12 protein-coding genes are annotated in these 11,625 nt (G+C 69.0%); 1 reads left to right on the forward strand and 11 read right to left on the reverse strand.

Annotation, left to right across the window (positions count from 1 at the left end):
- Positions 1 to 2: 2 nt before the first annotated feature.
- From GST15_RS08600 to speE, 3 genes are all read right to left on the reverse strand, one after another.
- Complete coding sequence (locus GST15_RS08600) at positions 3 to 1,886, reverse strand: GGDEF domain-containing protein (protein WP_159016835.1); 1,884 nt, start codon at positions 1,884 to 1,886, stop codon at positions 3 to 5.
- Positions 1,887 to 2,134: 248 nt separating this feature from the next.
- On the reverse strand, positions 2,135 to 2,872 hold the full coding sequence (locus GST15_RS08605) for a phosphatase PAP2 family protein (protein ID WP_159016836.1): 738 nt from the start codon (positions 2,870 to 2,872) through the stop codon (positions 2,135 to 2,137).
- Positions 2,869 to 3,714 (reverse strand): polyamine aminopropyltransferase, encoded by an 846-nt coding sequence (speE, locus tag GST15_RS08610; protein WP_159016837.1) that lies wholly within the window; start codon positions 3,712 to 3,714, stop codon positions 2,869 to 2,871. The genes GST15_RS08605 and speE overlap by 4 nt, the downstream gene beginning before the upstream one ends.
- Before the next feature lie 142 nt (positions 3,715 to 3,856).
- On the opposite strand from speE, the gene speA reads away from it, so the two are divergent.
- A complete protein-coding gene (gene speA, locus GST15_RS08615; protein ID WP_159016838.1) occupies positions 3,857 to 5,758 on the forward strand; it encodes an arginine decarboxylase in 1,902 nt (633 codons plus the stop codon).
- A 6-nt stretch (positions 5,759 to 5,764) separates the two neighbouring features.
- On the opposite strand, the gene GST15_RS08620 is transcribed toward speA, so the two are convergent.
- The 8 genes from GST15_RS08620 to radC form a co-directional block, all read right to left on the reverse strand.
- Complete coding sequence (locus tag GST15_RS08620) at positions 5,765 to 6,568, reverse strand: SDR family NAD(P)-dependent oxidoreductase (protein WP_159016839.1); 804 nt, start codon at positions 6,566 to 6,568, stop codon at positions 5,765 to 5,767.
- Positions 6,511 to 6,942, reverse strand: a complete 432-nt coding sequence (locus GST15_RS08625; RefSeq protein ID WP_233263114.1) for an EamA family transporter — start codon at positions 6,940 to 6,942, stop codon at positions 6,511 to 6,513. The genes GST15_RS08620 and GST15_RS08625 overlap by 58 nt, the downstream gene beginning before the upstream one ends.
- A 69-nt stretch (positions 6,943 to 7,011) precedes the next feature.
- Positions 7,012 to 7,404 (reverse strand): hypothetical protein, encoded by a 393-nt coding sequence (locus tag GST15_RS08630; RefSeq protein ID WP_159016840.1) that lies wholly within the window; start codon positions 7,402 to 7,404, stop codon positions 7,012 to 7,014.
- A 53-nt stretch (positions 7,405 to 7,457) separates the two neighbouring features.
- On the reverse strand, positions 7,458 to 7,652 hold the full coding sequence (locus GST15_RS08635) for a hypothetical protein (protein WP_159016841.1): 195 nt from the start codon (positions 7,650 to 7,652) through the stop codon (positions 7,458 to 7,460).
- An 89-nt stretch (positions 7,653 to 7,741) separates the two neighbouring features.
- Complete coding sequence (locus GST15_RS08640; RefSeq protein WP_159016842.1) at positions 7,742 to 8,128, reverse strand: hypothetical protein; 387 nt, start codon at positions 8,126 to 8,128, stop codon at positions 7,742 to 7,744.
- A gap of 138 nt (positions 8,129 to 8,266) precedes the next feature.
- Complete coding sequence (locus GST15_RS08645; RefSeq protein WP_159016843.1) at positions 8,267 to 9,025, reverse strand: SPOR domain-containing protein; 759 nt, start codon at positions 9,023 to 9,025, stop codon at positions 8,267 to 8,269.
- Complete coding sequence (argS, locus tag GST15_RS08650) at positions 9,025 to 10,713, reverse strand: arginine--tRNA ligase (protein ID WP_159016844.1); 1,689 nt, start codon at positions 10,711 to 10,713, stop codon at positions 9,025 to 9,027. The genes GST15_RS08645 and argS overlap by 1 nt, the downstream gene beginning before the upstream one ends.
- 218 nt (positions 10,714 to 10,931) lie before the next feature.
- Complete coding sequence (radC, locus tag GST15_RS08655; RefSeq protein WP_159016845.1) at positions 10,932 to 11,606, reverse strand: RadC family protein; 675 nt, start codon at positions 11,604 to 11,606, stop codon at positions 10,932 to 10,934.
- Positions 11,607 to 11,625: the final 19 nt, after the last annotated feature.

Below are 11,625 nucleotides of genomic sequence, written 5' to 3' on the forward strand. Positions count from 1 at the left end.
GCTCAGGCGGGATGTGCGTCGATCACCACGCCCGGCGCAGGCGTCCAGGTGCCTGGGTCGGCGGTGCCCGCATCCGTCATCCATCGGTCCCGCCCGTTTTCCTTGGCGACATAGAGTGCACGGTCGGCCTGCGCGATCAGGGTATCGATGGTGTCGCTGGCGTTGCGCAGGCTGGCGGCACCAATGCTGATGGTCACCTGCAACGGCGGCTGCAACCCCACGAAGTCCAGCGTGCGCACGGCCTGCAGCAGGCGCTCCGCGATCCCGCAGGCAGCGGCCAGGTCGGTGTCGGGACACAGCACCAGGAATTCCTCGCCACCAGCGCGGCCGATCAGGTCGCCCTGGCGCAGCGTCACCTTGCAGCGCTCGGCGACTGCGACCAGGACCGCATCACCGGCGGGGTGGCCATGGCGGTCGTTGATCGACTTGAAGCGGTCGATGTCGACAGCCAGCACGCTCAGCGGCTTTCCGCTCAAGCGGGCCACGGCAACGGCCTCGTGCGCGGCGGCGTAGATGCTGCGCCGATTGGCCAGCTGGGTCAGCGAATCAACCATCGCGATGCGGCGCAACTGCCGGGTGCGCCGCAACAGCGTCGCGGACAGGATCGCCAGGCTGCCGAGCAGCAGCAGACCCAGGACCAGTGCGGCGCTCTGCCAGCGGCGCACCCGCAACAACGCATCGACGCGCTGCTGCTGGAAGGCCTGCTGCTGGCGCAGCTGCCTGTTCTCCAGCTCGCCCTGGCGCGCGCTGGCCTCCAGCTGGATCAGCAGCCCCTGCTGGTGCGAGGCGAGGTCGTCGAGCGAGCGCTGCAGGACGGCGTGCCGCCGGTAGTCGGCCAGGGCCGAGGCCGTGTCGCCGAGCGCTTCCTCGGTCAGTGAACGCGTCTCGTACAGCCACGAGAGGTAGCGCGGGTTGCTCTCGCCGCGCAGCAGCGCAAGCGCCTTGTCCAGATGCACGAGCGCTTCGCGATGGCGTCGCAGGCCGGACAGTGCCTGCCCTTCGACCAGTTGGTTGACGCCACGGTCGGTGTCGTTGAGCCGTGCGCCCGGCAACGCCTGCGCCGCATCGATCGAGGCCAGCGCCGCCGTGAAATCCCCATGTCCGACCTGCGCCTGCGCCAGTCCGGCCAAGGCAGCGGCACGGTCGCTCGCGGTGCCTTGCGCGCGCGCCATGGCCAACGCCTGCGCGAACGCCTGCAGTCCGAGTGCCGGCTTGTCCCCCTCGGTATAGAGGAAGCCTTTCTGCATCGCGATCCCGTAATGATCCTCCCAGCTCGCATCCGGTGGCAGCAGCACTTCCAACTGCTGGAACTGCTGCAGCGCGCGCGCGTACTCGCCCATGCGCCGGTAGATCATGCCGGTGCCGGTCAGCAGCTGCCGCGCCAGTGACTGCAATCCGGCGCGCTGGAGTACCTGGCGGGCGTGGTCATAGTCCAGCAACGCCACCGCCTGGTTGCCGAGCAGCGAATGCAGGTCACCGCGATAACTGAGCACCTGCATCGTCAGCAGCGGATCGCGCGCGTCCTCGGCCAGTGCCAGCGCCGTGCCGAGCGTGGTGATTGCCGCCTGTCCGTGGCCGCCCAGGTCCTCGAACGCCGCCTGGCAGATCGCCAGGCGCGCCTGCGAGCCGACGTCATGGGCGTCCACCGCGGCGCGCCTGGCGGCATCGATATATGCGACCAGCGCCGGTGACGTCCCCCAGCGGCTGTGGCTGCAGTCCACCGACCGCAACTGGATGTCGCGCCGCGCGTCGCCGACCGGCGCCAGTGCGGACAGCCGTTCCAGCGCGCGATCCCAGGTCGACGTGGTCATGTCGAGGGATGCGGGACCGTTGAGTTGTGCGAACAGCGCGTCGAAGGCGGTTGCCGATCGGGCCGGGGCCGGCATTGGTGCCTGCGGCGCGGGCGCAGCCGGGCAAACCCCGCTGAACAGGGTGCAGGCGATCAGTAGCGCGAGTCCCCGCATATCCCCGCTGTACGGCCTTGGCCGCCCCGTGGCCCAAGGCCACCTGATAGCTCTGGAGTATAGGCGGGCGGCCGACCGCCGAAGCAGGTCCCGCACGTGCACGATCGCGATAATGCGACAGTGAGACGCACGTCGCGCTTTGCCCCGATGTCGCAGGGGACGCGATACCGCTATCCGGGCCCAGGACCGCCGGTTTCCCTCCAGGCGCCGCTCGCCCGATGTACCAGCAGCACCACGGCCCAACTGACCCACAGCGACCACAGCGTGTGCGACAGGAAGTGCGCGCCGCGCATCTGCTGCACCCAGCCCAGGCCGAAGGCCAACGCCAATGCCGCAAGGCCGACGACGGCGCTGCGCCATTTGTGTTCCGGATACCAGAGCAGCGCGAAACCCAGCAGCCATGAGCCCGATGCGACAAAGGCGGCGGGGAAACAGTGCCCGGCGCGGATGCCCGCCGGTGCCGCGGACCACAGGTCCACGTACGGGGCGTAGCCGCCGAAATCGCTGATCTCCCATGGGCAGTGCATCGGGCTGAGCCGGCGCAGGATGCCGATCACGATCGGCACGGCGACGAAACACCAGGCGACGAACCACCAGCGGCGCCGGTGGCTGGCGAGGAAGCCGGATTGCGGCCGTCGCCAGCGCGTCCACAGCGCGACGATCCAGACACTCGCGCCGACCATCAACAACACGTACTTCAGGTAGCGATGGACGAAGTACTTGCTGATCCAGGCATAGCGCCACGGGAACGTGTGGTTGATCGGGTCGTAATACGGCGTCGCCAGCTGCAGGTCCAGGCGGGTGACGTGGAAGACGATCGACAACGCGAGCGCCGACACCGCCAGCAGCAAGGCCTGGCCGAGGTAGAACCGACGTGGCAACCGGGTTGCCGCTGGCGCGCCGCTCACCGCAGCGCGGCGGCGACGAAGGGCGGCAGCGTCAGCGCACCGCGATGGATGTCCGCGCTGTAGTACTTGTGCGCGAACGTGGCCGCCTGCGCGTCGCCTTCGCGGAAACCGAAGCCCTCCGACTTGCGCGCCAGCGTGCACGACCACCAGCCGGTCGGATAACACGGCTGCGGGAACGGCAAGGTCGCGAACGTGCTGAAACCGGCCTTGCGCATTTCATCTCGCATGGCGTTGATCAGGTCCAGCAGCACCAGCGGCGATTCGGACTGCTGCACCAGGATGCCGTCGTCCTTCAGCGCGCGGAAGCAACTGGCGTAGAACGCCTTGTTGAACAGCCCTTCGGCCGGGCCGACCGGATCGGTGGAATCGACGATGACGATGTCGACGCTGCCCGGCGCGCAGGCGGCCATGTAGGCGATGCCGTCGTCGAACAGCAATTGCGCGCGCGGGTCGGCGTTGGCGTCGCACAATTCCGGGAACCACTTCTCGGCCATGCGCGTGACCTGTTCGTCGATGTCGCACTGCACGGCGCGCTCGACGCCGGCGTGCTTGAGCACCTCGCGCAGGGTGCCGCAGTCGCCGCCGCCGATGATGACGACATTGCGCGGATCGGCATGGCTGAACAGCGCTGGATGCGACATCATCTCGTGGTAGAGGAAATTGTCGCGGCTGGTCAGCATCACCGCGCCGTCGATCAGCATCAGGTTGCCCCAGTCGGTCGTCTCGAAGATCTCGATCTTCTGGAACGGCGACTGCACCTCATCGAGCTTGCGGGTGATGCGAAAGCCGATGGCGGAACCGGCGGGCTCGAAATTCTCGTATTTCCACGTCGCGTCGCTCATCGCCAGCCCTTTGTCGAAGCATCACTGCGCGGACCGGCCTGGGCCGGACCGCGGGGCGGCAGAGTGTAGCGGAAGCCACCCGGCGGGACCCTCACCGCGCGAACGCTAGAATGCGCGTCCTGCCGCAGCCGACGCCACGCCGATGACCGCCTGGTCGCTCGATCAAGCCCGCAAGACCTATTCGATGCCGCACTGGTCGGAAGGCTATTTCGACATCGACGCAGCCGGTCGCGTCGTCGTGCTGCCGCGCGCCAGCGGTCCGGCGATCGCGCTGGCCGACGTGGTCGACGCCGCGCGGGCGAACGGCGCCAGGCTGCCGCTGCTGGTGCGCTTCCCGGAGATCCTCGGCGATCGCCTGCACCGCCTGCAGGCGGCCTTCGCCCAGGCGCAGGCGGACTGGGACTACGCCGGCGGCTACACCGCCGTGTATCCGATCAAGGTCAACCAGCACGAAGGCGTGGCGGGCACGCTGGCGTCGCACGCCGGCGAGGGCTTCGGCCTGGAAGCCGGCAGCAAGCCGGAGTTGATGGCGGTGCTCGCGCTGTCGCGGCCGGGCGGGCTGATCGTCTGCAACGGCTACAAGGACCGCGAGTACATCCGCCTCGCGCTGATCGGCCGCAAGCTGGGGCTGGACACCTACATCGTCATCGAGAAGCCCTCCGAGCTGCCGCTGGTGCTGGAGGAGGCGCGCGCACTGGGCGTGCAGCCGGGCATCGGCGTGCGCATGCGGCTGGCGTCGCTGGGCGCCGGCAAGTGGCAGAACAGCGGCGGCGACAAGGCCAAGTTCGGGCTGTCGCCGCGCCAGCTGCTGGACCTGTGGAAGCGCCTGCGCGACGCCGGCATGGGCGATGCGCTCGGGCTGCTGCACTTCCACATGGGCTCGCAGATCTCCAACGTGCGCGACATCGCCAACGGCATGCGCGAGGCGGTGCGCTATTTCGTCGAGCTGTCGCGGCTGGGCGCCAACGTGCGCTACATGGATGTCGGCGGCGGCCTGGGCATCGATTACGAAGGCACCCGCTCGCGCAGCTACTGCTCGATCAATTACGGCGTCGACCAGTACGCGTCGAACATCGTCCAGCCGCTGGCCGAGGCCTGCGAGGCCAACGGGCTGCCGCAGCCGCGCATCGTCACCGAATGCGGCCGCGCGATGACCGCGCACCACGCCGTGCTGGTGGCCAATGTCGCCGAAGTCGAGATGGCGCCCGAAGGCCGCGTGCCGCCACCGCATGCCGACGAACCCGCGGTGATCCGCCACCTGCGCGAGGTCTACGCCGAGCTCGACGCGCGCCCGGCTGTGGAACTGTTCCACGAAGCCCAGCACCACCATGGCGAAGGCCTGTCGCTGTATGCGCTGGGACAGCTGGACCTGGCCCACCGCGCGCGCATCGACGACCTCTTCTACGCGATCGCGCATGCGGTGCGCACGCGCCTGGACCCGGGCGAGCGCAGCCACCGCGAACTCATCGACGAGTTGAACGAACGCCTGGTCGACAAGTACTTCGTCAACTTCAGCGTGTTCGAATCGATGCCGGACGTGTGGGCGATCGACCAGGTGTTCCCGATCGTGCCGATCGACCGCCTCGACGAGGCACCGACGCGGCGCGGCGTGATCGCCGACATGACCTGCGACTCGGACGGCAAGATCGATACCTACGTCGAGAACGAAGGCCTGGACAGTTCACTGCCACTGCATCCGCTGCGCGCGGGCGAAAGCTACCGGCTCGGGTTTTTCCTGGTCGGCGCCTACCAGGAGATCCTCGGCGACATCCACAACCTGTTCGGCGACACCGATTCGGTGTCGGTGCGGCTGGGCGACGACGGCTTCGTCATCGGCCAGCAACGCCGCGGCGATACCACCGACGTCATGCTCGATTACGTCGGCTACCGTCTGGACGCGCTGCGTGCGGCGTACCGCGACAAGGTCGCCGCGGCCGGGTTGTCCGCGGACGAGGCGGCGGGCCTCGCCGCTGCGCTGGAAGCGGGCCTGACCGCCTACACCTACCTGAGCGACGAGCCCTTGCCCGCCGACAGCGGGGCCTGACCCGGTTCAGCCTTCGCGATGGATCTGGAAGCCGGCGAAGGACTGGCTGGTCGGCATCAGTTCGAGTCGGTTGATGTTGAGGTGCGGCGGCAGCCCGGCGATCCACAACAGCACGCCGGCGATGTCCTCGGCCGTGATCGGCCCGGCCCCGCGGTAGAGCGCATCGGATGCGGCCTGGTCGCCGTGCGTGCGCACCAGCGTGAACTCCGTCTGCGCCATGCCCGGCTCCAGCGTGGTCACCCGCACGCCGGTGCCGTGCAGGTCGGCGCGCAGGCCCAGCGAGAACTGGCTGACGAAGGCCTTGCTGCCGCCGTAGACGTTGCCGCCGGCATAGGGATAGTTGGCCGCGGTGGAGCTGATGTTGATGATGGCGCCGCGTTGCGCGATCAGGGTCGGCAGCAGCAGTCGCGTCAGCGTCACCAGCGCGGTGATGTTGGTGTCGATCATGGTGCGCCAGTCGTCCAGGCTGGCCTGCTGCGCCGGCAAGGTGCCCTGCGCCAGGCCTGCGTTGTTGACCAGCAGGTCGATGGCGCGGAAGCCTTGCGGGATCGCGTCGAGCATCGCGGCGGTGGCGTCGGCGTCGCGGATGTCGAACGCGGCGACATGGATGCGTTCGCTTCCCGCCTCGTCGGCCAGCAACTGCAGGCGGTCCGCGCGCCGGCCGGTGGCGATCACGCGCCAGCCGGCGGCGAGGAAACCGCGCACGGCCGCACGCCCGAAGCCGGACGTGGCGCCGGTGACCAGCGCGGTCCTCACGACTTGATCGCCAGCACGACCACGCCGATGCCGATCAGCGCGACGCCGAGCCATTCGCGCGCCAGCAGCCGCTCGCCGAGGAAGACGAAGGCGAAGATCGCCACCAGCAGCAGGCTCATCTTGTCGACCGCGGCCACCTTCGACGCCGGGCCGATCTTCAATGCGCGGAAGTAGCAGACCCATGACGCACCGGTGGCCATTGCCGACGCCACCAGGAATCCGAGCGTGCGCGGCGACAAGCTCGCCGGATTGCGCCACTTGCCGGTCGCCAGCACGAATGCGGCCAGCAACGCCACGATGACGAAGGTGCGCAGCAGGGTGGCGAAATCGCTGTCGACGCCGACCAGGCCGGCCTTGGCGAAGATGGCCGTCAGTGCGGCGAACCCCGCCGACAGCGATGCCCAGAGCAGCCATTGCGTCGTTGCCACGTTCCGATCTCCGCGTGCCGCAGGGTCGGCCATCGTCACCGAAGCCATGCGCGCATGCAATTGCGCCCGCTAGTCCGGCAAGCCGTTGGGCGGCTCGTTGCCGAGCAGCCACGCGATGGCCTCGTCGCGGTCGATGAAGCGGGAAAACGGGTAGTGATGGGCGTCGACCAGCACCTCGATCAGGTGGTTGGTGTAGTGGATCGGCGGGGCGACGAATGCCGTGCGCGACTGCAGGAACAGCGGCTCGCGGGTGATGCGCGCGGCGAATGCGCGGAAGTCGTCGATCGTGTCCGGCGCGGCGGTCGCCTGCATCAGGTCGATGAGGATCCTGCGGATGCCGCTCTCGCGCAGCAGCGGCAGCGCTTCATCGGCGGCCTGCATGCGCTGCGCGATGGACACCACGCCGTGGTAGCGCAGGTCGAGCAGGCCGAGGGATGGATCCAGTTGGAGGATGTAGGGCACGAGGTCGATCCGGCGTAGGGCTGATGGCAGGCGGCAGGTGGCGCGATGGCGCGCTACGAGGCCGGCTCGCCCGGCAGCCATTGCAGCGCGTCCCCGCGCCGGTTGGATCGTGCGACCGCCTGATGCCGGATCGGCAGCAGCATGGCCCCGTCTTCGAGCGCGCCAATGCGGGTGCTGATCGTGATCGGCCCCGGATGGACGACATCGACGAGGGCGTGCGTCCCATCGACGCTGACCAGATAGGGCATGTCCAGCCGCTGGATGTTGTCAACGGCCGATTGTGCCGGTTGCGCGCGATGCCGCCAACCCGTCGATGCCCCAACCGTGCTCGTCTACGTTAACCGGACCTGGTTCCCTTGCGCGTGGGCGTCTTTTTCGCCGGCGCCTTCGCCTTTGCGGGCGCTTCGGGTTCCGCCGTGGCGGTGGCATCCGCCGCGCGCTTGCGTGAGCCACCGGTTTTCCCGCGCGTGCGCACGCGGGTGTCGCGATGCCTGCGCAGCATGTCCTCGGCCAACACCACGTCCTCGGAGAGGATGCCGGCCGCCTTGGCGATGGCGATGCGTGCGGCCGCCTTGTTCTCGTCGGGATTGGCCAGCAGCAATTCGCGGATGGCTTCGCGCAGCGCGGCCTCGGCGTTGTGCTTGAGCTGGAGGTTCTGGCCCTGGCGGAACAGGCCCATCAGGGCATCGACGACGGGCTTGATCAGGGCGGCTTCGATCGGCATGCGGCAGTTCTCCTCGAACCGCAGTGTCTGCCGACAGGATCTCACCGGCAGCGACGCGCAGGCGACACCGCATTCAGCGACGATGTGCCTACGACGCGCCGACGCGCGCCCTGACACGCGCGCACGGCTGCTGCGCACTCACTTCACCTTGATCGCCATCGCGGGCAGGCCGCCGTTGGCAAGCTTGCGCTTTGCCTCCGCCAATTCCGACGCAGTGCCATAGGGACCCATGCGCACCCGGTACACGGTCTTGCCATTGATGGTTGCCGATTCGACGCGCGCGCCCAGACCCAGCAGCGCGACCTTGGCCTTGGTGGCCTCGGCGTCGCCCGACGCACCAAAGGCGCCTGCCTGCAGCAGGTACGGTGCGTCGTTGCCGCTGGTCGCGGCAACGCTCGGCGACGGCGTGGATGCAGGCGCCTGGTTCGGCGTGGTGCTGCCGGTGTTTGCGGCGGTCGGGGTGGTCGCGACAGTTGCGGCCGGCGCCTGCGCCGATGCGTTTTTCTGCGCGCTCGCCTGGCGCGCGGATTCCTCGCGCGCGGTCGCGGCCAGTTCGGCGTCCGACATCACGACTTCATTGCCCGGCAGCATCGTGTAGAAGTCGTATTGGGTCGGCTTGGCCTTGTCGGCCGGCTTGCCCGCAATCGCAGCCGGTGCGTCGGCGTCGTCATCCGGTGCGATGGCATCGTCGCTGCCGCGGGTAGCGGCAGGCTGCGCATCGGGATTGGGCTTGGGGCGGAAGAAGCCGTCGCCACCGCCGGACTTGAGCAGCCGTGGCGCGGCCATCACCACCGCGATCGTGAGCAGGACGCCGAGCACGAGCCAGGCCCATCCGGGCAGTCCGCCGTCCCTGCCGCTGTTGCGTCGTGCCTGCGATTTGCCGCGCTTTGCCGCCACTACATTGCCTCCGGCGCCGAGACGCCAATCAGATCGAGCCCGTTGGCCAGCACCTGCCGGGTGGCTTGCGCCAGGGCCAGCCGCGCATCGCGCAGGTCGGGATCATCCACCAGGAACTGGTGGTCGTTGTAATAGGACTGGAAGGCCTGCGCCAGCTCGTGCAGGTATCCGGTGATCAGGTGCGGCTCCAGGTGCTCGCCCGCCGCCGCGACCACATCCGGGTAGCGCGCCAGCTCGGTCAGCAGGTTGCGCGTCGCCGCGTTGTCCAGGTCCAGCGGCTGGGTCAGGCCATTGTCGGCATCGAAGGCCAGGCCGCGCTCGCGCAGCTGCCGCCACAGCCCGCAGATCCGCGCATGCGACAGCTGCACGTAGTACACGGGATTGTCGAGCGATTGCGAACGCGCTAGGTCGATGTCGAACACCAGCTGCGAGTCGGGCTTGCGCGCGAGCAGGAACCAGCGCGTGGCGTCGCGGCCGGCTTCCTCGACCAGGTCGCGCAAGGTCAGGTAGCTGCCGGCGCGCTTGGACAGTTTCACTTCCTCGCCGCCGCGCATCACCGTCACCATCTGGTGCAGCACGTACTCCGGCCAGCCCTGCGGGATGCCGGCATCGAGCGCCTGCAGGCCGGCGCGCACGCGCGCGAGCGAGCCATGGTGGTCGGCGCCCAGCTCGGTGATGGCGCGCTCGTATCCGCGCTGCCATTTCGACAGGTGGTAGGCGACATCGGGCACGAAATACGTGTAGGTACCGTCGGACTTGCGCATCACGCGGTCCTTGTCGTCACCGAAATCGGTGGTGCGCAGCCACAGCGCGCCGCCTTCCTCGTAGGTGTGGCCATGCGCGACCAGCCCGCGCACGGTTTCCTCCACCTTGTGGTCGGCATACAGCGAGGACTCGAGGAAATACACGTCGAACTGCACGCCGTAGGCGGCCAGGTCGGCGTTCTGCTCGCGGCGCAGGTACGCCACCGAGAAATGGCGGATGGCATCCAGGTCCTGCGCGTCGCCGGTCGCGGTAACGCCGTGGTCCTCGAACTCGACTGTCTCGCCGCGCAGGTAGGCGCTGGCGACGTCGCCGATGTATTCGCCGCGATAGCCGTCCTCGGGCCATCCGGCATCGCCGGGCACCAGTCCCAGCGCGCGCGCCTGCACCGAGCGCGCGAGGTTCTCGATCTGCACGCCGGCATCGTTGTAGTAGAACTCGCGCGTCACGTCCCAGCCGTTGGCCGCGAGCACGCGCGCGATGCAGTCGCCGATGACCGCCGCGCGACCATGGCCGACGTGCAGCGGACCGGTCGGATTGGCCGACACGTATTCCACTCCCGCCCGATGACCGCGGCCCGAGTCGTTGCGTCCGTATCGACCGGCCTGGCGATGGATCTCGCGCAGCTGGTCCTGCCAGGCGCCCGCCGCCAGGCGGAAATTGAGGAAGCCCGGCCCGGCGATGTCGATCGCGGCGATGTCGTCGCCCGTCGGGATTGCATCCACCAGTGCCTGGGCGATGTTGCGCGGGCTGGTGCGGGCGGGCTTGGCGAGCAGCAATGCCGCGTTGGTGGAGAAATCCCCGTGGCTGCGATCCTTGGGCCGCTCGACCACGAAGTCGGGCAAGGTCACGTCGGCCGGCACGATGCCGCGGTCACGCAAGGTGTCGATGCCCTGCTGGATACGGGCGCGGAGCTGGGTTTTCACGAGGGATTCGGCGGACAGGACAACAGCCGGCATTGTACGGTGCCGCGCCGCAGGATCATCCGGCCGCGGCGCTGGATGTGCAGCGATACCGGCATGCGATCACCGACGACGAAGTGGTCCGCAGGCGGATGGTGACCGCGCCGCAAGGCCATCCGTGCATTTCAGGGCCACGACGCGCCGCCGCGCGCGACGCAACACGCCTGCAGGCGGCCCTGCCCTCAGACCCAGCCGCGCGCCGCCAGCGAGACCGGCGTGCCATCGCCGATGACGAAGTGGTCCAGCAGCCGGATGTCGACGAGTGCCAGCGACTGCTTCAGTCGCGTGGTCACGGCGCGATCGGCGGCGCTGGGCTCGGTACTGCCGCTGGGGTGGTTGTGGCCGACGATGATCGCGGCCGCGTTGTGCGCCAGTGCGCGGCGCACGACTTCACGCGGATGCACCTCGGCGCCATCGACGGTGCCGCGGAACAGTTCCTCGAAGGCCAGGGCGCGGTGGCGCGTGTCCAGGAACAAGGCGGCGAAGACTTCCTGCGGATGGCCGCGCAGGCGCTGGGCGAAGTAGCGACCGGCCGAACCCGGATCGGTCAATGCCTCCCCGCGCTCCAGCCCCGCGGCCAGGTAGCGGTTGCACAGTTCCAGCGCGGCCGACAGTTGGCATGCCCGCGCCGGGCCGATGCCGGGCAATGTGGCCAGGTCGCTGGCACTGCGCTCCAGCAGCGTGCGCAGCGGGCCGTGCGCCGCCAACAGGGCGCGCGCGGTGGCGACCGCGTCCTGCCCGCGCAACCCGGAACCCAGGAACAGCGCCAGCAGTTCGGCGTCCGACAGCACGGCCGCACCGCGCGCGAGCAGTTTTTCACGGGGACGTTCGGGCGCTGGCCAGTCGCGGATGTGCATGACTGCAGCCTGCGCCGCG

Origin of the sequence: Cognatiluteimonas profundi, assembly GCF_009792795.1 — a bacterium.
GTDB lineage: Bacteria > Pseudomonadota > Gammaproteobacteria > Xanthomonadales > Xanthomonadaceae > Cognatiluteimonas > Cognatiluteimonas profundi.

Coding starts and splice junctions, on each gene's coding strand:
- GST15_RS08600 (WP_159016835.1), bottom strand. CDS start 1,886: ATGCCGGCCCCGGCCCGATCGGCAACCGCCTTCGACGCGCTGTTCGCA.
- speE (WP_159016837.1), bottom strand. CDS start 3,714: ATGAGCGACGCGACGTGGAAATACGAGAATTTCGAGCCCGCCGGTTCC.
- speA (WP_159016838.1), top strand. CDS start 3,857: ATGACCGCCTGGTCGCTCGATCAAGCCCGCAAGACCTATTCGATGCCG.
- GST15_RS08620 (WP_159016839.1), bottom strand. CDS start 6,568: ATGGCTCGGCGTCGCGCTGATCGGCATCGGCGTGGTCGTGCTGGCGAT.
- GST15_RS08635 (WP_159016841.1), bottom strand. CDS start 7,652: ATGCCCTATCTGGTCAGCGTCGATGGGACGCACGCCCTCGTCGATGTC.
- GST15_RS08640 (WP_159016842.1), bottom strand. CDS start 8,128: ATGCCGATCGAAGCCGCCCTGATCAAGCCCGTCGTCGATGCCCTGATG.
- radC (WP_159016845.1), bottom strand. CDS start 11,606: ATGCACATCCGCGACTGGCCAGCGCCCGAACGTCCCCGTGAAAAACTG.